A 25,415-nucleotide genomic window follows, 5' to 3' on the forward strand; every position below is an offset into this window, starting at 1 on the left:
TATACAGTATCCCAACATCTATATCAAGTATTAATTAACAAGTTGTTGATTTTTTTGCAGCTTTTTTCGCCTGGCTCTCACTCCAGAGCTCATCGGCCTGTTTCTTCCATACCTCTGCATAGTGATCACACTTTGCACAGAGATGCTCCGCTGTTTCCGGTGACTGAAGATCTGTAGATTTCGCTCCTGCACGCTCAACCATCTTGCGGAGAAGTTCAGGATTTTCAAGCATCGGACATGGACGAAGCATGTTCTTGTTGAACGGCTGACCTTTGTGATACTCCATAAAGATCGGGCTCTTCAGCGCCTCAAGAAGTGTACATTCTTTAATGTTCGCATTGGAGAAATGAATGAATACACAAGGATCCACGTCTCCGTTTGCATTGATATGGAGGTAACGACGGCCACCTGCGATACATCCGCCTACATACTCTGCATCATTCTGGAAGTCCATTGTGAAGAGAGATTTTGTGGCACGGAATCTGCGGACGCTGTCATACATTTTGATTCTCTGCTCCGGTGTGGGAAGAAGATCTGCTGCCGCATCATTTCCAACCGGCATATAGTGGAAGAACCATGCAAAATAAGCACCGCACTCGATCAGATGATCAAAGTATTCCTCACTGCTTACTGCATCTACGTTTGCGGATGTGTAGCATGTGGAAACACCAAACGGAAGTCCGTGACTCTTCAGAAGCTCCATGGCATGCATAACCTTCTGATATACGCCATCTCCACGACGTCCGTCTGTAGTTGCCTCTGTTCCCTCAAGGCTGATAGCCGGAACGAAGTTTTTCACACGGAGCATTTCCTGACAGAATTCTTCGTCGATAAGAGTTCCGTTTGTGAAGGAAAGGAACTCGCAGTCCGGATTCATCTCACAGATCTTAATGAGATCCTTTTTGCGGACCAGTGGCTCACCGCCTGTGTAGATGTACATATAGGTTCCCAGCTCTTTACCCTGTTTTACGATAGAATCGATGGTCTCAAGATCCAGGTTCAGCTTGTGGCCATACTCTGCTGCCCAGCATCCTGTGCAATGAAGGTTACATGCACTGGTAGGATCAAGAAGAATTGCCCACGGTACATTGCAGTCATTCTCTTCTGATACCTTTTCCTGCGTTGCGCTTCCCTTAAGACTGGCATTTACAATAAAGTTACGGAAGAATGTCTGACGTACACCTGCATCCAGCTGATACATACGAAGGATCAGCTGATACCAGTTATCCTTTGCCTCGATGGAGTGACGGATCGCATTTCTCTGTCCTGCATACCAGCCATCCGGTGTTACTTTATCAACCATTTCCATGATCTTCGGTATGTTTGTCTCCGGATCCTTCTCAAGATAATCCAGTGCTTTTGTTACGGTAGCTGTGATCGCTGCCTGTTTTGCTTTGTCTACGATTCCCATACTCTATTTCCTCCTATGTTATTATCTAAAGTGATTGGTTATTTTTATGTTTATGTTTAAAGCCGACTCTTAATGATCTTGATCGTCAGGATCCCGACCCACAGATTGAGGATTCCTTCCAGTAAAATGGAAAATCCTACCAACGCCATCATCGTAGCTGCTGCTTCAAATGGTCTGATAAAAACCAGAACTCCGATCACTCCGGTGACCAGTGCGATCAGCAGGATCTGCCACCACAGCGCCAGACCGAATCTCTTCGCATCTACAGACATCTGGATCTTAAACAGGGCATCTGCCAAAATCAGGATTCCGAACACGGAAAAAATAAGATCCACTGCGAAATTTTTTCTGGCTATCATGATCACTCCCACTGCCATCAGCAGGATCCCGAAAGCCAGATCGAACTGAAATGCCAGACAAAAAGCATCTCGCGTGAAATATCCGCTGATCTTAATAGCTCCGTACAGGATCAGCATGACTCCCATAAGCACGCACAGCATTTTTACAGAGCTTTTGGGCTTTGCCATCAGAAAAATACCCAGCACGCAGAACAGTAATGACATGACGATGTAGATGTTTTTTACAAGCTTCAGCTGTTTCAGGTCATCCATACGTTCCCTCCTTGATAATTTTTTCTCATTTATTGTACTGAATTATACATCACCGTGTCGTTTAAAAAAACAGACAAAAAAGAGCCAGTGCCTAAATTTCAGACACCAGCTCAAAATTAACTGTTTCTATATTTTAATAATATTCGAGGACATTCCTGTTCCACAGGTGAATGGATATTTTTAATCTTTCAGATTTTTGTACTGACTCTCGAGGCTCTTCTCGTAAATATACTCCAGCTTATGCATATCTGACAGGATATCATAATCCATATCATGCCGCAGCCAGTCCAGGATCACTCCCACAAATACGCATTTATAATACCGGCTTATAAGATGCCTATCCTCCTGATCCATTTCAAAGTCTCCGACCGCCCTGTTGATCAGCTCCTCCACCACACGCTCCGTGGCATGATCCAGATAATCGGCAAATACATCCCTCTGGATCGAGCGGTACAGATGTATCATGGCTTTTTTGTTCTTCTGAACTGCATTGACAAGGATTTCCATACAGTCGCTGACTGATTCCGGTGCTTTCTGATCCTTCAGAATGTCATTCAGCTCTTCCTTCACCATTGCTTCCACCGCATCCGGAATATCCCTGAAATGGTAGTAAAATGTATTCCTGTTTACTCCACAGCGTTCCACGATGTCCTTTACCGTAATCTTGGACAATGGTTTTTCGTTCATAAGTTCCGTCAGTGTATGCAGTATGATCTGTCTTGTAAAACCTGGCATTTTCTCTCCCCCATCACAAGCTTTCCTCGGGTTATTTCCTTATTATGTCACAATATTAACACTCTTTCAAGCGACAACATGTTAGAAAATGTCCATAAATCCTCCCCCCGATAACTGTCCCATGGCCTGACTGAACAAGGTTTTGTCAGATTTCTTCTTTCTGTTCCTGCACTTTTTTCTCTGGCTGAACATGAACGATCCCCTCCACAACGGTATGGTTTCTGACCTGATTTACCACAATATCCAGGTTTTTCCAGCTGCATCGGAACTGTTCTCCGTCCTCCGGTACACGTTCCAGAACTCCGCAGACAAAGCCGCTGAAGGTATCATATTTTTCTACAGGAAGCTCCACATTTATGACCTCTGCCACATCATCCAGGATCGCTCCTCCCTGTATTTTCCAGATATGTTCTCCTGTCTTCTCAATATCATCCGGCTTCGGCAGATCTGTCCTGTCGTCAATATCTCCCACCAGCGTCTCCACAAGATCATGCAGAGTGACAATTCCTACAAAGCAGCCATATTCATCCAACACTACTGCAAAATAATCCCGTTTTTCCCTCATTTCCCGGAAGATCAGGTTGGCACGCATGGATTCCGGTACAAAAAACGGTGAATAACAGGCATGATGCAGAACAGCTTCTCTGGATCTGTCATCCAGGCGGAAATAATCTCTGGTGTCCAGAATATGGATAATATCATCCTGATCTTCCCCGCATACCGGATAAAAGGTGTGACGGTTCTCTCTGATGATCCGTTCCCATTCCTCATCGGAGTCTTCCATATAGAGGACAACCACATCTCTTCTGTGTGTACAGATCTCATCTGCCGCAGTATCATCCAGGTCAAAAACATTCTGGATCATCTCGCTTTCTTCCTGCTGGATGCTGCCCTGTTCATTTCCCTCTGTAAGCAGCATACGGATCTCTTCCTCTGTGGCCTGCTCCTCTTTTTCTTCCGGTTTGATTCCCATCAGATACAGCACACCATTGGCAGTTACTGTCAGAAGTGCAGTAGCCGGCCAGACTGCGATCATCGCGATCTTAAGAAGTCCTGCCAGACGCAGAGACAGCTCATCCGGATTTTTCATTCCCAGACGTCTTGGCACCAGTTCTCCGAACAGAAGACTTACATAGGAAAGCAGTATAGTCACAATGATCATGCATACAATCTTCAGAACATTCTGTGGTACATCTATTCCTGACCTTATCAGTGCTGCTGTCATCGGCTGTGCAAAATATTCTGCCGCAAAAGCGCTCTGCAGAAATCCTGCCGTAGTTACCGTTACACGGATCGCTGTCATAAAATGTGCCGGCTGTTCTGTAAGCTTTATCAAAATCTGCGCCCGGTGATCTCCCTCTTCTGCCAGCTCCTTCATCTTCGCTTCATTCATGGACAGAATCGCCATTTCCGCACCTGCGAAAACAGAGTTCAGAAAGATCAGGAATACCAGTAAAATAATTGCCTGTATCATATTTTTATTCCCCTCAGTATAGTCGTTCGGAATTATTCCGAACCAATTATAATACAGAAAGCGGACCGTTATCATCCGCTTTCCTGTTGCTTATTCTGATTATTATTACATAAGATAGCATAACCCTTCCGGTCTGTCAAACCATCCGCTTCCAACCAGCAATATACTATAATATAAAAAGCAGCAGATACATACAACAGAACGGCCTTTCATCTTCCACTCTGCTGCATGCCTATGAACATCATCGCTGCACGACCTATGTTCACTCTGCTGCTTCCTTTTCCATATGATGTTTCGGAAATTCCATAATGATCTCTGTTCCCTGTCCCGGTTCACTGTTAAGCCACAGCCTGCCGTTCAGAGTTTTTACCCCGTGCTTCACAATGGAAAGGCCAAGACCGGTTCCGCCGATTTCCCTGGAATGGCTTTTGTCCACCCGATAAAAGCGTTCAAAAATGCGTTCCTGATCTTCCTTCGGAATACCGATCCCTGTATCCCGCACATTCACGCGAACTGCATCCTCGCCATCCTTCAGTCTCACAAAGACCTCTCCACCCCGGCGGTTATATTTGACAGCATTATCGCAGACATTATAGAGAACCTCTTCCATGATCATCGGTACCGTATCCAGCACTGTACTTCCACCTTCCATATACATGTGCACTTCCTGCTTTTCGGCAGCTTCATGTAAGGTAGAAAAAATATCATGAGTCAGACTGTAAAGATCCAGTTTTTCCCACTGATACGGCAATCCGCCTTCATCCAGACGGGAGATGCGGATCACATCCCCAACCAGACGGATCAGTCTCTGCGCTTCCTTATAGATACGTCCTGCAAAGACCTTCACATCCTCATCCTTCACAAATCCGTCCTGCATGATCTCAGCAAATCCGGAAATGGAAGTCAGCGGCGTTTTCAGTTCATGGGAAACATTGGCGGAAAATTCTCTTCGCAGCTGTTCCCTTTCTACTTTTTCGGTCACATCCACCAGAAGGATCACCGCACCCTCTGTCTTGTTTTCTCTTGTGACAGGATTGGCGATCACCTGAATCTCACTGCCACCCAGACGAAGGATCTTGTTCTCATGCTTTCCTTCAAGGACCTGTCCAACGACACCTCGAAACTCCTCCGTGCGGTTCAGAAGATATACACTTTCTCCTGTTTTGATCTCCTTTACCTTAAGAAGCTTTCCCACACTGGAGTTGACAGAAAGTACCATGGTATAACGGTCGATCACAAGAAGTCCCTCCTGCATGTTCTCCGTGATAATAGAAAATTCTTTCTGCTGTCTTCTGGCTGCCTCAAGCTGCAGACGGATCTGCCGGCTCTGTCTGCCGATCTTGCTGAGAAGCGGCTGTACCTCATCATAGACATCATTCTCATCAGGATGCTCCAGATCAAGCCCATTAAGAGGTTCCACAACCTTCCCGGAAAGCCTGGATGCAAACACGCCGGACAGGAGCAGCATGAGTATCAGAACTGCAACAAAAGATGGAAGCAGCTGCAGGAGCAGCATCCATACAGAAGCCTGGTTACTGGAAACTCTCAGCACATTGCCATTTTCAAGGCGTACTGCATAATACATGGTTTTTTCGGAAAGAGTTGATGACATTCTTTCATCTGCACCTTCTCCGTTGATCTCTGCTTCACGGATCTCCTTGCGGTGTCCGTGATTATCCATGCTTTCCACATCTGCCTCATTGTCGTAGATAACTTTTCCACTTTCATCCACATAGGTGATCCTGGACTCCTCATCATTCAGCTTCTTCAGATAATCCGTCCCGGCACTTTCCACACCTCTGGAAATATACACGGCTTCTTTCTTCAGTTCACCCATCAGCTGTCCTTGAAAATAGTGATAAAGGATTCCCACGACAAATGCCAGTCCCAGTACTGTGATCAGCGATGAAACCAGCATGATATACTTGAATATTTTTTTACTCAAAGCTCAGCCCTTTCCTTTCTCCGAAATCTATATAGCATTTTACAAAAGCAATGTAAAAATAATTATCCGTAAAAAGTTAAATCCTTGTAAATTTCATCTTATCATAAAAAACAGGGAGAATGTGCTTAAACAAAAGGCACATTCTCCCTGTCTTTTCATAAACGATCAGATACTGGCTCTGTTTTATCCTTGTTTATTTTGCAAAAAGTTTTTTTGCATTTTCCTGAATATACATCACCTCTTCTGCAGTCAGATCCATAAAATCGCTGTTATCCATAGAGCAATTAGAATCCTGTACATACATCATCTTAGTATCTTTCTGAGTAATAGAATAGAACCATACTTCCTTTGGTACATTGTAAACTTTACCCTGCTCCATTAATGTAAGTTCAATATCAAATTTACCATCTTTACGCTCTGCTGTAATAAGAATTGCTTTCCCGGCTGCCAAAATAAACTGTTCGTCTGTGGAATGATGGATCTCGAGATGTGCGATTCCTTCAATATCATTATCTGGTTTCCAATTCTTGATACATACAAGCCATTTTTCATTTTTGTAAACGCAGAGAATACCTTCTCCATTATTTTCATACATATCTGGTTTCATTGTATAAATCCCCTTTCATACATGTTTTTACAGTTCTGTCTTTCCTTCAATCGGAACTCCATAGCCAAAAGCACCTTCCATTGCACATACCTTTGCGGAAAAAGCAGCACCCTTATTCATTGCGGTTAACAGACGTTCTTTCATTTTCTCATCGCTTTCCTCAATAAGGCTTCCATCCTTTGAAGTTTCCAGCAGGGAGCTTAAGAAAGCAGAGAAGTAACTGTCTCCGGCGCCCATGGTATCAATAGCATTTTCTGCATATATAGCTTTTGTATAATAGAAATTATCTTTATAAAGCACCCATGAGCCATCTTCTCCAATTGTACCAAGAACGATCTTAACTCCGGCTGCCTGTGCTTTTTTCATCTCTTCTTCCCGTTTCTCTGAACTCAGATGTGCGCAGGACATGATTGCCACCGTTACATACGGACATATCTTTTTAAGGTATTCATCTGTCCATCTTGTAGAAAAATCATAGGCAATCGGTACACCGGTTTCTTCTAATATGGAAAGTTCTTCTTCAATATAAGAATTCAGATTCGTGTAAATAAGCTGAAATCCTTTTATATATTCCATGTCCTCTTCTGTAAAATCAAAGGCATGTTCCTTGGCGATCCCGCCTTTATTTGATCCGAGAAATACACGATCATTTCCTTTTAATGTGACAAGGGCAAAACCGTTTTCTCCTTCAAAATATCTGCAATGGCTATAGTCAATTTTCAGCTCTTTCAATGTATCCTGTACACATTTCGCAACCTCATCGTTTCCAAATTTTCCAAGATATGCTGTTTTAGCACCATTCATTCCGGAAAATGCACAGGTATTTACGCACTGTCCACCTGGATACATTTTTCCCCTGGAAAGATATTTATCACATACGTTATCGCCTATTGCGATGATCCTGAAATCCTTCATCTGTACCACACCCCGGCTTTCTCTGATTAGTACTCTACTTTCCACATATAGCGACGGGTTGGAAGCGGATGCTCACGTTTCTCAGCCAGCTCATGATTGTAGATTGGGTACACGTTGTTGAACAGAGAATGATTGAAATAATCCACTACAGATGCATCAATAGTAGATAATCCGAGCTCTTTTGCATCCAGAACTTCAATACGTTTTCCATATTTGTTCAGGAATTTTAATGCTCTCTCATCAAGTTCTCTTGTAGTTCCCTCGGAAATCTGGATCATAAATGCGCGGTTTGCATCTGTGATCTCAAATGGTCCATGGAAGAATTCACCTGTGTGAATGCTGCTGGAATCCAGCCACTGCATCTCCATAAAAATACAGATACTTTCCATATATGCTGCGCCATAACCTGCACCACTTCCCATTGTATAAATGACAGTATCATCTTTATACTCTTCAGCAAATGCCAGTGCTCTCTCTTTTACATGCTTTCTTGCATTTTTAATAATATTGCTGATCATTCCAACGCCTGCATAGAATTTGTCATAATTCTCATATCCTGCAGTCTGCTGTAAAGTTTCTACTGCAACAAGAAGTGCACACATTGTTTTCTCACCTGCATAATCAATATTTCCTTCCAGATGATCCGGGCTTGCATCAAACTCATACTGAACAATATAGTCACCAAACTCTACGATTTCAGACTCTGCCAGCCATGTAAGAATTATAACGGAAGCGCCCATCTCTTTACCAAGCTTTGCAGCTGCAATTGTTTCCGGTGTGTTTCCTTTATGACAGGAAAGGCAGATGATAGAATTCTCACCAAAATCTTTCGGTGTGCAATGTACAAACTCGTTACTGCTGATCAGTGCACATTTAATATCTGCACTTTCTGTCTCCATGAATGTTTTTGCAGGATAAAGTGCTCCGAGAGAACCGCCGCAGCCTACAAAATATAAAGATTTTACTCCTCCTTTTTCTTTTTTGTCCTCAATAATCTCTGCAATAATGTTTTTAATATCTGTACTTCTGTATCCCATGTTTGTTCTCCTTTTCTTCTTAATCTTGACTTTTTAGTTTCTATATAAAGTGGATAGATATCCACCTTATTAACTTAATTCGGTTGTGTTGCTCCTAAGCCATTCTGTAATGTCATCAATTACCTTATCCGGATCACAGTAATAACGACGGTCACATATTTCAAAAGAAATTGTCCCCTCATATCCTCTGCGCTTCAGATCCTCATAATGCTTTTTCATTGGAAAATCTCCGTCTCCGGGAACTGTATGTCCCCGATCGTTAAAATGCACATGAACAAGCTGAGCACCTAAATTATCCATATAGTTATCTATACTTTCTTCGGCATAGGTCATCTGATCCAGATCTACCATACCATGTATGTGAGATGAACCTGTTTCTTCTATCATTCGTTTCAGATCTGAACTTTTTATCAGTACATTCGTTGTTGTTACCTTCAACTCCTCCAGCATCAGTTCCACATTCTTTTTCTCACAATAAGCCCCCAACTGTTGCAAAGAATCCCTGCAATACTTCCATGCCTCTTCCGGTGACTGATCGAAATATCCAAATCCGGTACTGATCTGAACTTTGTGACAGCCAAGAAATTCAGCCGTATCAATAGCTCGCTGATAATAACGAATACTGGACTCACGTGTTCCTCTGTCCTGTGTGCAGAAATTAACCGGGTATGTACAATTCTCCGGTGTCATTGCCATAACACTTAGGTTTCTTCTCCTGATCTCCTTTTCCAATTCAAGTAATGAAAAAAGAGAATAATCAAATATGTTAAACTGTGGTGCACTACAATACAGATCAATACTGTTAAATACTGACTGCTCTACCTTGTCCAGGAATTTCTTCAGAGGATATCTCAAATAATGATAATTCATTGGTGCAAATTTCATTTTTTCCTCCTATATTCTCTATGATGCTTTGAAAACACTTCTCTTATATTGGATAGTCGGATCATAAAGAAGGGAAAACACTACACAAAGTCAGGATTATAAAAATCTCCGACTATCCAATCAATTAAATCAGAAAATTACTGCTCCAAGTGCAATTGCTGCTACTACAGAAACTACGGTACAAACAAGACCCGGAAGCATGTAGCTGTGATTCAGGACAAATTTACCGATTTTTGTAGTACCTGCTGAATCAAAAGCAATAGCTGCTACACACTGGCCAGAAGCAGGAATAAAATAGTTGGATGAGCATGCGATCCAGCCAGCTACAATAATATTCACCGGAAGACCAAGTGCAATTCCGATCGGAACCATGATCATAGTAGTGGATGACTGACTGGTTGTAATAGCTCCTACAATAAACACTGCAACAATATAGATCCATGGATGCTGATTTGTCAGCGCAGACATATTATCTGTAATAAAGGAAGACTGATCTGCGATGAATGTATTTACCAGCCAACAAAGACCAAAGGCCAGAACTACTGCAAACATACCTGTACGAAATACTGGCTGATCCAGAAGCTTGTTACTGTCTGTTTTTGTAAGAAGAACCATAAGTGCTGCTGCAACCAGCATGAAAATCTCAATAACTGATGTCAGCGGAAGGCTTGTTTCATCTGCAAATACCGGAACAAGAGATTTTACTGCACCAAGTAATACAATTCCAACCATTGCGATAAGAAAGATTGCTACGGAAATCTTTGCCTCTTTTGTTGCCTGGAATTTTGTTTCTTTTTCGTTTCCCTCTAATGCCTTTTTTGCAAGATCTTCAATCTCACCAGCTGCAACTCTTCTCTGAAACTCCGGATCGTCCTTCAGTTCTTTACCTTTTTTCAGAACAGAAAATGCTGCTGCAACTGTACCGATCAGAGTAGCCGGAACACATACCAGAAGTAATGTGAAAATATTTACAGATGTGTACTGTGATTCTGCAAGAAATGCCAGTACACTGACAGTTGCTGCAGAAATCGGACACGCTGTGATCGCCTGCTGTGATGAAATAATAGATGCGGAAATCGGTCTTTCCGGACGAACTCCTGTTTCAATAGAAATTTCATTGATAACCGGAAGAAGGCTGTAAATAATATGTCCTGTTCCGCACATAAAAGTGAAAATGTAAGCAACGATCGGCGCCAGAACAGTTACCATTTTCGGGTTTTTACGAAGGATTTTCTCAGCAATCTTTACAAGATAATCAAGTCCTCCGCAAGACTGCATCATTCCGGCTGCACAGATTACTGCGATCATAATTAAAATTACAGTTACAGGTGGATCTGACGGTTTTACATGAAGACCAAATGTCATAATCAGCATTCCAATTCCACCTGCAAATGCTAAAAACGGTCCACTAAGGCGAACACCCACAAAAATAATCGCCAGGACGATCAAAAGTTCTATCCAAAACATAAACTCTACCTCCCAATTTTCATTTGTTTTGATAGTATCTAAAGATCATGCGCATATCTTTATTAGTAGTACATACAATTGTAATTTCATATCTCATGTTCGATATGTATTACTTTGTATTTACTACAATAGTATATCTGCAAAGCTCCTTTGTCAATCCCATTTGTTTTTTTCGCTTAATTTTACAATTTTCCCTACTTGTTTTTGTTGTATCTGCACAATAAAAATACATTATAATACATATTTTATTTCGAAATATATCTTTTTCGCACTTATAAATGCACCCATAGATGCATTTATCAATATCATCCACCTCATTTTCTGTATTATATTGTCATATTAGAATCATAAAAGTTTGTATTTTATTTTTCAATATTTTTTTCTTTTTTTGCTTAAAAAGAACAAATCTGCATATACAAACAGTTTTAAATGTATTATCATATATATATACAAAAAAGTATTTAACTATAAAATCAGATTACAATATCTGTTTTTTATTTATCGGAAAGGAGTTTTCATTAAATGGAACTTGATAATGCCATAGCCACACCACTTTATAAACAACTTGAAGAACTGATCCTAGACAAGATCACCAGTGGAACACTTACTCCCGGCAGTAAACTCCCGACAGAAAATGAACTAAGCGAACAATATCATGTCAGTCGTGTTACTGTAAGAAAAGCTCTTGCTGCACTGGACAGCCAGGGATACCTGGAGAAGAAATCAGGAAAAGGAACCTTTATCGCAGAAAAAAAAATGCAGCGTTCTCTTTCTCCTGCTGTTGTAAGCTTTTCTCTAATGTGCCAGCGCATGAACAAAAAACCCGGAGCAAAAACCATAAAAATTGCCATTGAAGATCCAACTCCTCATGAAGCAGAATTAATGGGACTTGATGAAACCGAAAAAATTTTAGTAATAGAACGTATTCGCTATGCGGATGATAAGCCTATGCTTCTGGAAATCAATAAATTCCCAGAGTCCTTCTGTTTCCTGTTCAGCGAAAATCTGAATAATACATCTTTATATGAGCTTTTGAAAAATAAGCATAATATTGTCTTTGATCATTCTTCCAAAACCATTGACATTACCTTTGCTTCTTCAAGAGATGCCAAAATACTGGGAATCACAAAGGGTTATCCGCTTCTTCGGATCGACAGCATTATACATGACTCAACTTCTGCCTATACACAGCTTTGTCTGCAGCTGTGTATTGGAGATAAATACAAATTGATCGTCTAAATACCAACATGATCAACAGCAAAAAATCCCCGGGAGGGGCAATTTTGAAACCCCCGGGGATTTTTTCCTAACAGCTATCCATACTCACTGTATCTTTTTCCATTTTTCTTCAAAAAGAGCATAATCATTCCACAAGGTATCTGCTCCTGTAGTATCTTGCTGTACTTCAGCTCCTTTATATCCTATCACATAAGCTCCTGCTGCTTTTCCTGCCCGGATTCCGGAAGGAGAATCCTCTATGATCACCGTTTCTTTCGGCATAACTTCCAGATACTCCATTGCTTTCCTGTACCCCTCCGGGCTGGGTTTTTTCTTTGTTACCATATCACCGCAGATCAGAACCTCCGGAAAGCTCATAAGCTTCATCCGATTTAACGCCGTTACAATAAGTCTGGTGCTGGTAGATGATACAATGCCAATTTTATACCCTGCCGTTTTCAGCCAGACGAGAAATTCTACCAGTCCTTCCATAGGCTTCAGATCCTGACTGTTTTCATATACATTACCAAGTGTCCTTCTTTCTTCCAGAAATTCCTCTGCTGTTTTACAGATTCCATTTTTTTCGAGCAATTTTCTTGTTGGTTCTTTTCCATCTGTTCCTATATATGAAATTTTTTCTTCCATACTCAAAACCGCACCGTACTTAAAAAACAGTTCCTCTGTATAAGCAAGTGTCTTCATTTCCGTATCTGCGATCACACCATCAAAATCAAATAATACTGCCTTTTTCATTTTTACCTCTTTTTGTGATTGTTTATAGCTTATCAATAATACATACTAATACATTTATTATCATGCGTCAATTATTTTTCCTATACTATCTTTTATTTTCAGTCAGTGTTTTCTTGTTAAATATACTTATATGTGTATTTTATACAATTTCTTTCTTGTATTTTTTTATATTATGCCGAAATATACAATACTTGTTGACATTCCATATAATTTTACGCATAATTGTATTAAATACATTTTAATACATTAAAAATAAAGATCTGTGCACAATCTTTATATAGCAACTCAAAACTAACGATGAAAGAGGTTAACGCTTATGAAGTCATACAAATTTCTGGCAGCCATAACTGCCGCAGCTATGATCAGCACCATAACACCAACCATGATATTTGCACAAGAACAGGAAGAAAAATCCGAAAATAGCAGTCAGACAAGCGATGAATATTCTTTTTATGAAACAAAAAGTGGTCTTTCCGTAACTGTTTCCAACAATGAAAAAGAAGATCTTCCTACTGTAGCAGTTTTAGCAACAGGCGGTACTATCGCCGGATCAGGAACTGCCGGGAAAGCTACCAACTATACCGCTGGACAGTTAGATGTAGGAACACTTGTAGACAGTGCTGCCGGAGTAACAGATATTGCCAATGTCCGTGGTATTCAGGTATGTAATGTAGGCTCCGATGATATCACCGACGAAAACTGGATCACCCTTGCCAATACGATCAATGAATTAGCTCAGGATGAAAATATTGACGGTTTTGTAATCACACATGGAACAGATACGCTGGATGAAAGCTCTTATTTTCTGAATCTTACCGTGAAAACAGATAAGCCAGTTGTTATGACCGGCGCTATGAGGCCTTCTACAGCTACTTCCGCAGATGGCCCCATGAATCTTTACCAGTCTATCGCTCTCGCTGCCAATGAACAGGCTAAGGGAAAAGGTGTCATGGTAGTATTCTCTGATGGCATTTACGGGGGACGTGATGTTCAAAAAATCAGCACCTGTCAGACAGATGCTTTTGACTCTAAAGACTTTGGCGGAATGGGATATATGGTAGATGGTGTACCTTATTTCTATAACGATTCTGTCAAATGTCATACCACCGAAACCGAATTTGATGTATCCAGCTTAAAGGAACTTCCTAAAGTAGGAGTTGCCTATTTCACAATTGACGCAGATCCTGAAATTCTGGATTATTACAAAGAGAGCGGCGTACAGGGCATTGTCATTGCCGGAGCAGGATCCGGTTGCTACAGCGAACAGTGGAACAATAAAATTGATGAGCTGGCAGAAACAGGCATTCCTGTAGTTCGGTGTTCTCGAATTGGTTCCGGTGTTATTACACAGGATGATTACTTTATCGGAAATATTGCAAGAGGAAATGATCTTGCTCCTCAGAAAGCAGCTACATTGTTAAGATTGATCTTAACTGTGACCAATGACATCGAACAGGTTCAGAATATGTTTGATAAATATTAAAGAAAAAGTGCTGTGATATTCTTTCAATACCACAGCACTTTTTTACAATAATGCAACTCTTTGCAATCTGCTCTTACTTATTTCTATTCCTCAACAAAATAGTTATCTGTATGGCTGGAACCGCTTCTGTGGTTTCCTGTGATGGAATATTCCACCCACTCTGCAATATTCACAGCGTGATCACCGATACGCTCGAAATATTTTGCAGCCATAAGGATATCCAGACCGATACTTGCATCCGGTTTTCCGTTATTCAGAACCTCGGCCAACTTTTCCTTAATATCATTGAAGGCATCGTCCACCTTATCATCATCGTCGATAACCTTTCTGCAAAGCTCAAGATCACCCTTTACAAAGGCATCGATGCTTTCTGTAACCATCCGGACAGTATCCTCTGCCATCTTCCGGATATTAATGATATCTCCGGTAACTGCTTTGTCCTCGATATGCTTGGACAGATCCGCAATATCTGCTGCCTGATCACCGATGCGTTCCATATCGGAGATCATCTTCAGCGCTGCGGAAATGGATCGCAGATCTCCGGCTACCGGATGCTCATGAAGAAGAAGCTTCATACAGAGATTTTCGATCTCTCTTTCCTGTGCATCGATCTCTTTTTCCGTCTCAAAGATCTTGCCAATGAGAGTCTTCCCGCCTTCGCCCTGAATAGCTTTGGCAGAAAGTGAAATTGCTTTTTCACAAAGACTTCCCATGGTGATCAGTTCCACGTGAAGCTCTTCCATCTGTCTTACAAAACGTTCTGACATAATATCAACCAAACCTTCCTGTAATATAATCCTCTGTACGCTTATCCGCCGGCATGGAGAACAGCTTGTCTGTATCCGCAAATTCCACAACCTCACCCAGAAGGAAAAATGCTGTCTTGTCGGAGATACGGGTTGCCTGCTGCATGTTATGTGTGACCATGACAATGGTGTAATCCTTTTTAAGCTCTACTGCCAGATCCTCGATCTTGGAAGTGGAGATCGGATCCAGGGCAGATGTGGGCTCATCCATAAGGAGCACCTCCGGCTGTACTGCCAGGGCGCGGGCAATGCAGAGACGCTGCTGCTGTCCGCCTGACATTCCAAGAGCACTTTTTTTCAGGCGGTCCTTGACCTCATCCCAGATTGCCGCATCACGGAGAGATTTTTCCACGATCTCATCCAGCTTCGCCTTGGAACGGATACCGTGAGTCCTCGGGCCATATGCAATGTTATCATAAATGCTCATCGGGAACGGATTGGGCTTCTGGAATACCATACCCACACGTTTACGCAGAAGGTTCACGTCCATATCTCCGTAAATATCTTCCCCGTCAAGCTCTACCTTTCCTGTGATGGTACAGCCTTCCACAAGGTCATTCATACGGTTTAAGGATTTCAGAAGTGTGGATTTGCCGCAGCCGCTTGGTCCGATAAATGCTGTGATCTCTTTTTCCGGGATCTCCATATTGATTCCCTTCAGGGCATGAAAGCTTCCATAATGAAGATTCATATTGTCAATTGAAATTTTTGTATTTTCACTCATGATCGATCATTATCCTTTCGCAATTTTTCTGGCTACCAGACCGGACAGTCCGTTGATAACAAGTACAAATGCCAGAATGACTACTGCTGTTGCAGATGCCTGGTTTACATGAAGTCCCTCACTGGAAAGCACATACATGTGAAGTGCCAGGGTACGTCCGGAACCCATCAGGCTGTTTGGAACTGCCGCAACAGTACCGGAGGTATAAAGAAGTGCTGCAGTCTCACCTACCACACGTCCGATGGCCAGGATCACACCTGCCAGGATTCCAGGAACTGCGGAGGGAAGTACAATCGTAAAAATAGTACGGAGCTTGCCTGCTCCAAGTCCGAAGCTTGCCTCACGGTAAGAATCCGGAACAGATTTCAGTGCTTCCTCAGCGGTACGCATGATCAGGGGAAGTACCATGATCACCATAGTCAGCGCACCGGAAAGAAGAGACATGCCCCAGTGCAGTGCAGTTACAAAGAACAGCATACCGAACAGACCATATACGATAGATGGAATACCGGAAAGTGTCTCTGCGGTAATACGGATCAGCTTTACAAAACAGCTGCCTTTTTTTGCATATTCCACAAGGAAGATCGCTGCAAAAATTCCTACCGGAGCGGCAATCGCCAGAGATACCAGTGTCATGATCAGGGTATTGATCAGTGACGGGAGAAGGGAAACGTTCTCTGAGGTATAGGTAAGGCTGAACAGACTTGCGTTCAGATAGGGAATACCTTTTACAAGCACATAGCCGATCAGGAAGAACAGCAGTGCAAAAGTGATCACTGCTCCCAGCAGTGTGAGAAATGCCAGGACTCCTGCACCAGGATGTCTTGCATAAGACTTCAGCTGGTCTCCTATGGTAAGTGTATTTCTTTTTTTCATGGTTGTTTCTGCCGCAGGATCTGCAGTTGCTGATACGTTAGTTTGCATACTCCGCCCTCCTGTTCAGCAGTGAAAGACTTAAGTTGATGATCAGGATAAATACAAAGAGTACAACTCCTGTTGCGATCAGTGCTTCTCTGTGAAGTCCTGATGCATATCCCATCTCTGTTACGATGTTTGCAGTCATGGTACGGACACCCTGAAGAAGTCCCTTCGGCATACGTGGCTGGTTTCCGGCTACCATGATCACGGCCATGGTCTCACCGATGGCACGTCCGATCCCAAGGACAACGCCTGCCAGGATTCCTGACTTTGCTGCCGGAAGCATAACAAAGAAAATGCTTCTTTCTTTTGTTGCGCCAAGTGCAAGTGAGCCTTCATAATAGCTTTCCGGAACGCTTCGTACTGCCGATTCCGTAACTCCGATGATCGTCGGAAGGATCATGATTCCCAGAAGGATACATGCTGCCAGCATACTACTTCCTGTTCCTCCGAACAGCTGGCGGATCAGCGGTACCAGGAGAACCAGACCAAAATAGCCATATACGATGGATGGAACGCCTGCCATAAGCTCAATACCGGATTTCAGTGGTTTATAGATTTTTTTCGGGCAATATCTTGCCATAAATACGGATGTAAAAAGTGCGATCGGAACTCCGATAAGGATTGCTCCTGCAGTTACATAAATACTTGCCACGATCATTGGCAGGATTCCGAATTTATCGTTTGTTGGTCTCCATTCTGTTCCGAAGAGGAATTTTAAGGGACCGATCTTTCCCATTGCAGGAAGGCCGTTTGCAAAAAGAAACACACAGATAAGAAATACTGCGAGAACCGATGCACAGGCCGCAATGAGGAAAACGACCTTCATGGCCTTTTCTCCTAAATGATTCATAAGACACCTTTCTCTCTGTTCCAGTGGATATCCACTGTGCTGATATATAACGGAGCGGCTTTCCTGACCTTGTCATGATCGCCGCTCTGTGGAAGATACTTCAATAATCAGTTTCGCAATTTCGGGAGATTATTTTGTAACGTCTTCCCAGTCTGTGATGTCGCCTGTGAAGATGGATTTTACCTGGTCACTGGAAAGTTCCTCAAGGTCATTTCCGTTGTTTACGATTACTGCAATACCATCTCTTGCGATTGCTTCGGAGCTGATTCCTTTATCTTTCTCTTCGTCCTTCAGATCACGGGATGCCATTCCGATATCACATACACCTTCTGCTGCACTGTTGATTCCTGTTGTGGAGTCGCTGACCTGAACCTCTACTGTGATGTTTTTATTTGTTTTCTGATATGCCTCTGCAAGCTTCTCCATTACAGGTCCTACGGAAGAAGATCCCATAACTACGACTTTGCCTTTTGCATCTCCGGCTTTGTATGCCTCTGCTTTTTCATCTACTTTGATGTAGCCTTCTTTTTCGATGATGTCCTGTCCGTCAGAGCTCATGATGTAGTTAATGAAATCCTGTGCTGCATCGCTGAGCTTGTCGCCTGTTACGATGTTGAACGGACGTGCTACCTTGTATGTATCATCTGCAACGTTCTCTGCTGTTGCCTCTGCTCCATCAATCTTTACTGCTTTTACTGTATCGTTCAGGGAACCCAGGGATACGTATCCGATAGAATTCTCATCTCCTGCTACTGTGGTCAGCATTACATCTGTGTTGTTTGTGATGCTTGCTTCCTGTGTTGTCATATCTACTTTCTCGCCGTCTTTTTCTTCTTCGATTCCAAACAGCTCTACGAATGCTCCACGTGTTCCGGATCCGTCCTCACGGGAAATTACGTCGATCGCTCCGGATGGTGCTGCCATTACAACTGTTCCCATTACTGTAGTTCCGATAAGTGCTGCTGTTAAGATGCCTGCGATTCTTTTTTTCATGATTTTTTCTCCTCATTTCTATGATCATTTTTACTTGCTCACTGCTTAAGTACAGGTGTTATTATAGGAATGGAAGGTAAAATATAAAATCGCAGTTTTGTAAAATGTTGGTTAAAAAACGGGATAAAAAAAAAGCTGCTTACGCAGCTTTTTTATATGATATACTCGTCCGCCTTCACGGATTGCCAATTCATCAGGTCTTCCAGTGTTATATGATCTACCACACCTTTGATGGCGTCGTCCAGCTTTTTCCAGAGGATCTGGGTGACGCAGTTCTCCTCACGGTCACAGATGGCTCCGTTGTCGTCCAGACATTCCACAGGGGAAAGACTTCCCTCTGTAAGACGGAGGATCATTCCGATGGTGTATTTATCCGGGGTCTGCTGCAGTGCATAGCCGCCCTGAGGGCCACGGACACTGCGGACAAAGCCTGCTTTGTTCAAGATGGAGATGATCTGCTCCAGATATTTATCGGAAATCCCCTGACGCTTCGCCACATCCTTCAGTCGGATCGGTTTTCCTGTATAATTTGTGGCAAGATCCAACATCAGTCTCAGCGCATATCTTCCTCTTGTAGAAATCCTCATGTAATATTTACCTCCAATATTTCAGTATTCTTCTGATTCATAGCCTTTTGCTCTTTCTGTTATTGTGCAGCTGTTCAGCCGGAAATATTCCTCTGTATTCCATGACCGGCACCCTTCTCTGTGATGCACAGGTAGCAGTGTCTGCTTTGCAGACTTTATTCTTTATATTGTTAATAGGTTTTATTCGTTTTCTCTATTATACCTGAAAAAGCTGCAAGATACAAGCACGTCCCCACAGAGTGCTTACTTAATTATAGCAATTCCATAAATTACTGAAAACAATCCAGTCCATCATAGCGTGAAGTCCTGCGTCAGATATCTTTGCCGTGCGTCAAAATCAAGAATAAAACCGGCGCTCCGGCAGCCTGCTTGAACAGGCATTCAGGAGCGCCGCAAATAATCCCGCAGAATCTCGCTTCGGGGCAAAAGAAGCGGTCTTCGGATCGATTATTTTATAAACAGTGGTGTGGAGTAGTAACGGTCTCCACTGTCCGGAAGAAGTGCTACGATCACTTTACCCTTGTTCTCCGGGCGTTTTGCAAGCTGGATCGCAGCATAGAGAGCCGCACCGGAAGAAATTCCTGTAAGGATTCCCTCTTTTTTTGTGAGGAGTTTGGATGTCTCGAACGCATCCTCATTCTCTACCGTGATGATCTCGTCATAAACCTTGGTGTCAAGTGTATCCGGAACGAAGCCTGCGCCGATACCCTGGATCTTATGCGGGCCGGCTTTTCCCTCAGAAAGTACAGGAGATGTTGCCGGCTCAACAGCTACTACTTTCACATTCGGGTTCTGACTCTTCAGATACTCGCCTGTACCTGTGATCGTTCCGCCTGTACCAACACCGGCTACGAAAATGTCTACCTTTCCGTCTGTGTCGTTCCAGATCTCAGGACCTGTTGTTGCTGCATGTACCTTCGGGTTGGCCGGGTTCTCGAACTGTCCTGGGATAAAGCTTCCCGGAATCTCTTTGGCAAGCTCTTCTGCCTTGGCAATGGCTCCCTTCATTCCCTTGGCTCCATCTGTCAGAACTACCTCTGCGCCGTATGCTTTCAGAATGTTTCTTCTCTCAACACTCATGGTCTCCGGCATGGTAAGGATCGTCTTATAGCCCTTGGCTGCTGCGATAGCTGCAAGTCCGATTCCCGTGTTACCGGATGTGGGCTCGATAATGGTTGCGCCTGGTTTCAGGACACCTTTCTGCTCTGCATCCTCGATCATTGCCTTACCGATTCTGTCCTTAACGCTTCCTGCCGGGTTAAAATACTCAAGCTTGGCAAGTACTGTAGCCTCAAGTCCCTCAGACTTCTCTACGTTCTTAACCTCCACAAGCGGTGTGTTTCCGATCAGTTCCAGTGCGCTTCCGTAAATTTTACCCATGATGGTGTCCTCCTTATTTCGCTTATATCTATTTCCCTATTTCCTAGTAACTATATATGTTTTCTGTGATTTGATTGAATTATATCATAGTACAGGGATTTGTCAATACATTTCAGAGAAAAAAACGCAGGAATTTTTTGCCTGGGAAATCCTCTTTCCAAAGCTTTCTGTCGTGCCTTTACCGGGCATAAAAAAAGTCTGCATACAGGTGGGGTTCCATGTATGCAGAACTCTTTTTCACTTTTCTGATTCTGTTAAGGTAATATCTCCATCTCCGCATTTCACATTCAGAGCCGGTGCGGAAGTATCCACTTTATTTTCGTAGACAGAGTAGGAATCCCCCTCACTGCTTCTGCCTTCTGATACGCCGGAAGCATCCACATCGCCATCTGTGGTCTCCAGATGTATGTTGGTTTTTTTCACGCTGCCAGCTTTCATTTCAATGGAAACATCACCGTCAGAACTGCTGATATCCATATCGCCGTTAAAACTGCTGTCTCCGATCTGCAGCTCACCATCTCCAAGGCTGATCTCCCCATCTCCAAGAACTGCCCTTTTCAGCGTCACATCACCGTTGCTGTTTTTCAGTTTCAGAGATCCTGTCCGGATATCCCCGATCTCAAGATCCCCGTCTCCAAGTGTCGTCTCGAAATCTTTAAACGTCCCTCTGTCCAGATTCATACCTCCATTTAAGAGCTTCACTGTCATTTTCTCACAAATCAGCTGTTCTGCGTTAAGATCTCCGTCCGAAAGATGGATATCGCCCTCCGAAAGTTCTGCGTTCTCCGGCACATAAAGGATCACTGTGTTTAAATACTTCTGCGTTTCTGTTTTCTGTACATGCTCTCTGAAGATTCCCAGATCATATGTTATATAATAATTTCCTGAAGAACCTTCATACTCTTTTAAGGTAAGTTTCCCGTCTTTATCTTCCCATGTAAGAGGATCTTTTTTTCCGGTTTTTTCAAGTTTGTATTCCATATAACAATAAGTATCATCGGAAGTCCGGATTTCCAGATCAAGATTGCTGAAATCAACATCCAGTTTCGTAAAATCATCGATCTGCTGTTTTTCCATCACTGCAAGGTTTTTATCAGAAGAATTTCCTCCGGATACATAGAAATGATCGGAAGCATATGTGAAATCTTTTCCCCCGGCAAAATATCCGGCAGTGGAAAGTACAACTCCCACCACACAGAGTGCTGTGCCTGTCATCAGTGCTGTCTTTGCAATCTTATTCATCTTTACGCACCTTCTTTCTTACAAATCTGTTTACCAGACGTCCGATTCCTGTTGCACACCATTTACAGATATATATGGTAAGAATTCCGATCAGGATCCCGGCGCCTGCCATAAGAAATCCGCTGCCTGCCATCATACACGCTGCTGCCACGGACTTCAGTATCAGCATCGCACCAAAACCGGCAAGCAGGATTCCTCCGGCTATCGCTGCAACACTTGTCACACCCAGGGAAAAGATCACTGATGCGATCACAACAACTACTGCAAACAGTACTGTCAGCGCACTGATCAGAAGTACCAGACTGACTGGTGACGCACAAAGGACCAGGATAGCAAGGAGGATGATCTTCCCCGGGGAACGCTTATTTTTTGTGGAATCATGGGCATTCTGCCCTGCTGTACTCCGCCCCTGGACAACGGAACCGACTTCCGGCAGTGCTGCCGTTTTTTCCCCGGTACTGTCCTTGCCGCCACCAACACTTTCCTGCAGAAGGTTCAAAAGCAACTCCCTTGCTGCTTCCCGGGGTTGTCCCAGTTCTTCCATGACCTGCTGTTCATTCTCAGGTCCTGCCTCATCAAAGTATTCCGAAAAATACTCAATGGCATTGTCATAATCTTCTTTCGGCAGCCGCTTCAGATATTTCTTCAGCTGCTCCATATATTCATTTCTTGTCATTTTCGAAGCCTCCCTTCCACAATATCATCTATGGTATCGCGGTATTCTCTCCACTCTTTTCTCAGATATTCCAGCTGTTCACGACCGGCTTCCGTGATGGAATAGTACTTTCGCTTCCTGCCCTGGAACTCCTCGGAATACGTTGTGAGATAACCACCTGTCTCCAGCTTACGCAGGATCGGATACAATGTTGACTCCTTGATAGATGCAACCATCTTCACCGTCTGGCTGATCTCATACCCATAAGAATCCTGCTGTTCCACAACGGAAAGGATCAGGCATTCCGTCAGCACAGCTGACACCGGATAGTAATACATACGCTCACCTCTTTATGTAATTATTTTATATATAAAATTTTTATATATAATTATTTTATATATATAATATCACACTTTTCCCTGTTGTCAACACCAATTTCACAATTGCTTTTTCCTACCTCCTTCTTTATAATATTTACAAATACAAAACATCCACCCAGAAAGGACATGAATTTATGGAAAAAAAGCCTCATCTGATGGCGATCGTCCTGTTTCTGACGGGTCTTATCTGTATTGGACTGCTTTTTGGTTTAAGCTATAAAACCTACCGGAAGATTGATACCGTTGACCAGAAAATGGCATCCGTGATCAAACCGGTCCAGCAAAAGCAGAAATCCATGAAAGAAGACATCGAACTTTATACAGCTAAGATCGAAAAGAAACAGGCAGCCGATAAATACCTGCAACAGCGGGCACAGACAGAAAAAGCTGTCAAAAACAGCACCGGAGAGCACGAACGGGCGCCGGAATCCGAAAACAGCCAGAAAACAACCAAACCTTCCGTTTTCAGTGAAGCCGGCGGCGAAGGATTCACGGATGGCGGTGATGACACCACATCTTCTGCTTCCAACGGCCATATCGTCGGGATTGATCCCGGACATCAGGGCGAAAATGTTGATATGAGTGCCACAGAGCCTAACGGACCAGGTTCCTCCACCATGAAGGCCAAGGCTTCCACCGGAACCAGAGGTTCCTTCAGCGGTCTCCCCGAGTATCAGCTGAACCTGGATGTTTCTCTTCTGCTTAAGGATATCCTGGAACAGCGTGGATACCAGGTAATAATGACAAGGACAGACAATGATGCCGCTATCAGCAACAAGGAGCGTGCAGAGCTGGTCGCTTCCCAGGGTGCGGAGATCTGTGTCCGTATCCATGCAAACGGAGATGATTCTGCAGATGTCTCCGGTGCTCTGACCATGTGTCCGTCCCAGCAGAATCCTTATGTTTCCAGTCTCTATGACAGTTCCAACAAACTATCCAAATGCATTGTGGATTCCTACTGCGCAGCTACCGGATTCCAGAACCGCGGAATCATCTACACCGATTCCATGACAGGCATCAACTGGAGCACGATCCCGGTGACTATTGTGGAAATGGGATTTATGACCAACCAGAGCGATGATCTGAAAATGGCAGATTCTTCCTTCCAGCAGACTATGGCAGAAGGGATCGCCAATGGAATCGATGCTTATTTCCAATAATAAAAAGGAGTTTGTTTATATATGAAAAAAAATACATTTCTGTATATTGTGATCGCAGTGCTTGTCATCGCACTGGCAGGACTTGGGGCACTGAATGTCCGCTCCCTAGACAAGCTTGCTTCTCTCCAGACAAAAGTTAACAAGCTGCAGAAAAGTGTGCAGGAGGTTTCTGATTCTGCCGCTGAGCTCAGCAGCAAAGCCGATCAGCTGGATGCTCTTTATCCTGATGATCCTACCGTTTCCAGCGCTGCTGCCGCAGCATCTTCAGCTGAAATCCAAGGTCCTTCCGTACAGGAAGAATCCACAGATACATCTGCAGCTTCCGATTCTTCCGAATCTTCCGGCAGCAAGGACAGTTCTTCTTCCACTCAGGAAGAAGGAACACTTTCCCCATCCAGCGGAGGCACTTTCACAGACAATTCAGACTCCAGTATGGACAACCTTCTGAACCAGGTACAGTCCCTTCTTCCCACCGATAACGGAACCTGGTCCGTGTATGTATGCAACCTTGCAAAAAATACCGAGGGAGCCATCAATGACCAGCAGATGCAGGCTGCCAGCCTGATCAAGCTCTATATCATGGGTGCCGTATACGAAGATTATGACAGTCTTTCCTCCAAATACAGCAAAGATGCCCTGGACAATGCGCTGAATTCCATGATCACCGTCAGTGACAACGATGCAGCCAACACTCTTGTCAACTACCTCGGCGGCGGTGATGATGCAGCCGGAATGGCACGTGTGAACAAATTCTGCCAGGATCATGGATACACCAGCACATCCATGGGACGTCTTCTTCTTGCAGATAATTCCAACGGAGATAACTACACTTCTGCAAAAGACTGCGGAAAATTCCTGAAGACCATCTACCAGATCGACAAGGGTACTGCTACCGACAATAATGACACACTTGCAGGAGCGGAATACATGTACCGCCTCCTGAAAATGCAGACCAGAAAAAACAAGATCCCGGCTCAGATGCCTTCCAATGTAAAGGTTGCCAACAAAACCGGTGAACTGGACACCGTAGAAAATGATGCCGGCATCATCTATGACACAGCCAAGGGAATCGACCTGGTAGTCTGCTTTATGTCACAGGATCTTAACGACACCACAGCCGCACAGAACACCATCGCACAGGACAGCCGTGCGATCTATGGCTACTACAACGAATAA

The 25,415-nt window shown here is 43.4% G+C and carries 25 protein-coding genes; 4 read left to right on the top strand and 21 right to left on the bottom strand.

Annotated elements, in window-relative coordinates; translation table 11 throughout:
* Positions 1 to 34 precede the first annotated feature (34 nt).
* The 10 genes from MUB50_RS02040 to MUB50_RS02085 all read right to left on the bottom strand — a co-directional run bounded on the left by MUB50_RS02040 (position 35) and on the right by MUB50_RS02085 (position 11,087).
* Positions 35 to 1,411, bottom strand: a complete 1,377-nt coding sequence (locus tag MUB50_RS02040) for a radical SAM protein (RefSeq protein WP_244789871.1) — start codon at positions 1,409 to 1,411, stop codon at positions 35 to 37.
* Positions 1,412 to 1,467: 56 nt separating this feature from the next.
* The gene (locus MUB50_RS02045) at positions 1,468 to 2,022 is read right to left on the bottom strand and encodes an HdeD family acid-resistance protein (RefSeq protein WP_244789869.1); all 555 of its coding nucleotides are present in this window, start codon (positions 2,020 to 2,022) and stop codon (positions 1,468 to 1,470) included.
* A 180-nt stretch (positions 2,023 to 2,202) separates the two neighbouring features.
* The gene (locus MUB50_RS02050; RefSeq protein WP_118512698.1) at positions 2,203 to 2,757 is read right to left on the bottom strand and encodes a TetR/AcrR family transcriptional regulator C-terminal domain-containing protein; all 555 of its coding nucleotides are present in this window, start codon (positions 2,755 to 2,757) and stop codon (positions 2,203 to 2,205) included.
* Positions 2,758 to 2,902: 145 nt separating this feature from the next.
* The gene (locus MUB50_RS02055) at positions 2,903 to 4,231 is read right to left on the bottom strand and encodes a hemolysin family protein (protein ID WP_244789867.1); all 1,329 of its coding nucleotides are present in this window, start codon (positions 4,229 to 4,231) and stop codon (positions 2,903 to 2,905) included.
* Positions 4,232 to 4,493: 262 nt separating this feature from the next.
* Positions 4,494 to 6,176: a sensor histidine kinase gene (locus tag MUB50_RS02060; RefSeq protein ID WP_330637391.1), complete on the bottom strand. Its 1,683-nt coding sequence runs from the start codon at positions 6,174 to 6,176 to the stop codon at positions 4,494 to 4,496.
* Between the two features lie 193 nt (positions 6,177 to 6,369).
* Entirely contained in the window at positions 6,370 to 6,783 is a 414-nt protein-coding gene (locus tag MUB50_RS02065) for a cupin (protein WP_118512700.1), read from the bottom strand.
* A gap of 27 nt (positions 6,784 to 6,810) precedes the next feature.
* On the bottom strand, positions 6,811 to 7,698 hold the full coding sequence (locus MUB50_RS02070; RefSeq protein ID WP_118512771.1) for a fructoselysine 6-kinase: 888 nt from the start codon (positions 7,696 to 7,698) through the stop codon (positions 6,811 to 6,813).
* Between the two features lie 26 nt (positions 7,699 to 7,724).
* Positions 7,725 to 8,735 (bottom strand): SIS domain-containing protein, encoded by a 1,011-nt coding sequence (locus MUB50_RS02075; protein WP_118512701.1) that lies wholly within the window; start codon positions 8,733 to 8,735, stop codon positions 7,725 to 7,727.
* Positions 8,736 to 8,804: 69 nt separating this feature from the next.
* Positions 8,805 to 9,620 carry a sugar phosphate isomerase/epimerase family protein gene (locus MUB50_RS02080; protein ID WP_118512702.1) on the bottom strand — a complete coding sequence of 272 codons (816 nt, stop codon included), beginning with the start codon at positions 9,618 to 9,620 and terminating at the stop codon, positions 8,805 to 8,807.
* A 129-nt stretch (positions 9,621 to 9,749) separates the two neighbouring features.
* Positions 9,750 to 11,087 (bottom strand): anaerobic C4-dicarboxylate transporter family protein, encoded by a 1,338-nt coding sequence (locus MUB50_RS02085; protein ID WP_118512703.1) that lies wholly within the window; start codon positions 11,085 to 11,087, stop codon positions 9,750 to 9,752.
* Positions 11,088 to 11,609: 522 nt separating this feature from the next.
* Between MUB50_RS02085 and MUB50_RS02090 the strand changes: the two genes are divergently transcribed.
* Complete coding sequence (locus tag MUB50_RS02090; protein WP_118512704.1) at positions 11,610 to 12,326, top strand: GntR family transcriptional regulator; 717 nt, start codon at positions 11,610 to 11,612, stop codon at positions 12,324 to 12,326.
* Positions 12,327 to 12,410: 84 nt separating this feature from the next.
* Here the strand turns inward: MUB50_RS02090 and MUB50_RS02095 are convergent, their stop codons facing one another.
* Positions 12,411 to 13,058 carry an HAD family hydrolase gene (locus MUB50_RS02095; RefSeq protein WP_118512705.1) on the bottom strand — a complete coding sequence of 216 codons (648 nt, stop codon included), beginning with the start codon at positions 13,056 to 13,058 and terminating at the stop codon, positions 12,411 to 12,413.
* Positions 13,059 to 13,374: 316 nt separating this feature from the next.
* Between MUB50_RS02095 and MUB50_RS02100 the strand changes: the two genes are divergently transcribed.
* The gene (locus tag MUB50_RS02100; protein WP_243101040.1) at positions 13,375 to 14,541 is read left to right on the top strand and encodes an asparaginase; all 1,167 of its coding nucleotides are present in this window, start codon (positions 13,375 to 13,377) and stop codon (positions 14,539 to 14,541) included.
* 83 nt (positions 14,542 to 14,624) lie between these two features.
* Here the strand turns inward: MUB50_RS02100 and phoU are convergent, their stop codons facing one another.
* The 10 genes from phoU to MUB50_RS02150 all read right to left on the bottom strand — a co-directional run bounded on the left by phoU (position 14,625) and on the right by MUB50_RS02150 (position 23,037).
* Positions 14,625 to 15,308, bottom strand: a complete 684-nt coding sequence (phoU, locus tag MUB50_RS02105) for a phosphate signaling complex protein PhoU (protein WP_244789865.1) — start codon at positions 15,306 to 15,308, stop codon at positions 14,625 to 14,627.
* A gap of 4 nt (positions 15,309 to 15,312) precedes the next feature.
* Complete coding sequence (gene pstB / locus MUB50_RS02110) at positions 15,313 to 16,071, bottom strand: phosphate ABC transporter ATP-binding protein PstB (RefSeq protein ID WP_015526284.1); 759 nt, start codon at positions 16,069 to 16,071, stop codon at positions 15,313 to 15,315.
* Between the two features lie 9 nt (positions 16,072 to 16,080).
* On the bottom strand, positions 16,081 to 16,995 hold the full coding sequence (gene pstA / locus MUB50_RS02115) for a phosphate ABC transporter permease PstA (protein ID WP_330637390.1): 915 nt from the start codon (positions 16,993 to 16,995) through the stop codon (positions 16,081 to 16,083).
* Positions 16,985 to 17,842, bottom strand: a complete 858-nt coding sequence (gene pstC / locus MUB50_RS02120; protein WP_021652474.1) for a phosphate ABC transporter permease subunit PstC — start codon at positions 17,840 to 17,842, stop codon at positions 16,985 to 16,987. The genes pstA and pstC overlap by 11 nt, the downstream gene beginning before the upstream one ends.
* A 129-nt stretch (positions 17,843 to 17,971) precedes the next feature.
* Positions 17,972 to 18,835, bottom strand: a complete 864-nt coding sequence (locus MUB50_RS02125; protein WP_138276984.1) for a substrate-binding domain-containing protein — start codon at positions 18,833 to 18,835, stop codon at positions 17,972 to 17,974.
* 152 nt (positions 18,836 to 18,987) lie between these two features.
* A complete protein-coding gene (locus MUB50_RS02130) occupies positions 18,988 to 19,422 on the bottom strand; it encodes an RrF2 family transcriptional regulator (protein ID WP_118512709.1) in 435 nt (144 codons plus the stop codon).
* Positions 19,423 to 19,869: 447 nt separating this feature from the next.
* The gene (gene cysK / locus MUB50_RS02135; RefSeq protein WP_244789863.1) at positions 19,870 to 20,802 is read right to left on the bottom strand and encodes a cysteine synthase A; all 933 of its coding nucleotides are present in this window, start codon (positions 20,800 to 20,802) and stop codon (positions 19,870 to 19,872) included.
* 237 nt (positions 20,803 to 21,039) lie between these two features.
* Entirely contained in the window at positions 21,040 to 22,044 is a 1,005-nt protein-coding gene (locus MUB50_RS02140) for a DUF4097 family beta strand repeat-containing protein (RefSeq protein WP_244789861.1), read from the bottom strand.
* Positions 22,037 to 22,720, bottom strand: a complete 684-nt coding sequence (locus MUB50_RS02145; RefSeq protein ID WP_118623196.1) for a DUF1700 domain-containing protein — start codon at positions 22,718 to 22,720, stop codon at positions 22,037 to 22,039. The genes MUB50_RS02140 and MUB50_RS02145 overlap by 8 nt, the downstream gene beginning before the upstream one ends.
* Positions 22,717 to 23,037, bottom strand: a complete 321-nt coding sequence (locus MUB50_RS02150; RefSeq protein WP_118512713.1) for a PadR family transcriptional regulator — start codon at positions 23,035 to 23,037, stop codon at positions 22,717 to 22,719. The genes MUB50_RS02145 and MUB50_RS02150 overlap by 4 nt, the downstream gene beginning before the upstream one ends.
* A gap of 176 nt (positions 23,038 to 23,213) precedes the next feature.
* On the opposite strand from MUB50_RS02150, the gene MUB50_RS02155 reads away from it, so the two are divergent.
* A complete protein-coding gene (locus MUB50_RS02155) occupies positions 23,214 to 24,239 on the top strand; it encodes an N-acetylmuramoyl-L-alanine amidase family protein (RefSeq protein WP_244789859.1) in 1,026 nt (341 codons plus the stop codon).
* Between the two features lie 21 nt (positions 24,240 to 24,260).
* Positions 24,261 to 25,415 carry a serine hydrolase gene (locus MUB50_RS02160; RefSeq protein ID WP_118512714.1) on the top strand — a complete coding sequence of 385 codons (1,155 nt, stop codon included), beginning with the start codon at positions 24,261 to 24,263 and terminating at the stop codon, positions 25,413 to 25,415.

Source organism: Blautia sp. NSJ-140, from assembly GCF_022868965.1.
Lineage (GTDB): Bacteria > Bacillota > Clostridia > Lachnospirales > Lachnospiraceae > Blautia_A.

Excerpts from the sequence above, each read along its gene's own strand:
- MUB50_RS02040 (WP_244789871.1), bottom strand. The coding sequence starts at position 1,411 with ATGGGAATCGTAGACAAAGCAAAACAGGCAGCGATCACAGCTACCGTA.
- MUB50_RS02045 (WP_244789869.1), bottom strand. The coding sequence starts at position 2,022 with ATGGATGACCTGAAACAGCTGAAGCTTGTAAAAAACATCTACATCGTC.
- MUB50_RS02050 (WP_118512698.1), bottom strand. The coding sequence starts at position 2,757 with ATGCCAGGTTTTACAAGACAGATCATACTGCATACACTGACGGAACTT.
- MUB50_RS02055 (WP_244789867.1), bottom strand. The coding sequence starts at position 4,231 with ATGATACAGGCAATTATTTTACTGGTATTCCTGATCTTTCTGAACTCT.
- MUB50_RS02065 (WP_118512700.1), bottom strand. The coding sequence starts at position 6,783 with ATGAAACCAGATATGTATGAAAATAATGGAGAAGGTATTCTCTGCGTT.
- MUB50_RS02070 (WP_118512771.1), bottom strand. The coding sequence starts at position 7,698 with ATGAAGGATTTCAGGATCATCGCAATAGGCGATAACGTATGTGATAAA.
- MUB50_RS02075 (WP_118512701.1), bottom strand. The coding sequence starts at position 8,735 with ATGGGATACAGAAGTACAGATATTAAAAACATTATTGCAGAGATTATT.
- MUB50_RS02080 (WP_118512702.1), bottom strand. The coding sequence starts at position 9,620 with ATGAAATTTGCACCAATGAATTATCATTATTTGAGATATCCTCTGAAG.
- MUB50_RS02085 (WP_118512703.1), bottom strand. The coding sequence starts at position 11,087 with ATGTTTTGGATAGAACTTTTGATCGTCCTGGCGATTATTTTTGTGGGT.
- MUB50_RS02090 (WP_118512704.1), top strand. The coding sequence starts at position 11,610 with ATGGAACTTGATAATGCCATAGCCACACCACTTTATAAACAACTTGAA.
- MUB50_RS02095 (WP_118512705.1), bottom strand. The coding sequence starts at position 13,058 with ATGAAAAAGGCAGTATTATTTGATTTTGATGGTGTGATCGCAGATACG.
- MUB50_RS02100 (WP_243101040.1), top strand. The coding sequence starts at position 13,375 with ATGAAGTCATACAAATTTCTGGCAGCCATAACTGCCGCAGCTATGATC.
- phoU (WP_244789865.1), bottom strand. The coding sequence starts at position 15,308 with ATGTCAGAACGTTTTGTAAGACAGATGGAAGAGCTTCACGTGGAACTG.
- pstB (WP_015526284.1), bottom strand. The coding sequence starts at position 16,071 with ATGAGTGAAAATACAAAAATTTCAATTGACAATATGAATCTTCATTAT.
- pstA (WP_330637390.1), bottom strand. The coding sequence starts at position 16,995 with ATGCAAACTAACGTATCAGCAACTGCAGATCCTGCGGCAGAAACAACC.
- pstC (WP_021652474.1), bottom strand. The coding sequence starts at position 17,842 with ATGAATCATTTAGGAGAAAAGGCCATGAAGGTCGTTTTCCTCATTGCG.
- MUB50_RS02125 (WP_138276984.1), bottom strand. The coding sequence starts at position 18,835 with ATGAAAAAAAGAATCGCAGGCATCTTAACAGCAGCACTTATCGGAACT.
- MUB50_RS02130 (WP_118512709.1), bottom strand. The coding sequence starts at position 19,422 with ATGAGGATTTCTACAAGAGGAAGATATGCGCTGAGACTGATGTTGGAT.
- cysK (WP_244789863.1), bottom strand. The coding sequence starts at position 20,802 with ATGGGTAAAATTTACGGAAGCGCACTGGAACTGATCGGAAACACACCG.
- MUB50_RS02140 (WP_244789861.1), bottom strand. The coding sequence starts at position 22,044 with ATGAATAAGATTGCAAAGACAGCACTGATGACAGGCACAGCACTCTGT.
- MUB50_RS02145 (WP_118623196.1), bottom strand. The coding sequence starts at position 22,720 with ATGACAAGAAATGAATATATGGAGCAGCTGAAGAAATATCTGAAGCGG.
- MUB50_RS02150 (WP_118512713.1), bottom strand. The coding sequence starts at position 23,037 with ATGTATTACTATCCGGTGTCAGCTGTGCTGACGGAATGCCTGATCCTT.
- MUB50_RS02155 (WP_244789859.1), top strand. The coding sequence starts at position 23,214 with ATGGAAAAAAAGCCTCATCTGATGGCGATCGTCCTGTTTCTGACGGGT.
- MUB50_RS02160 (WP_118512714.1), top strand. The coding sequence starts at position 24,261 with ATGAAAAAAAATACATTTCTGTATATTGTGATCGCAGTGCTTGTCATC.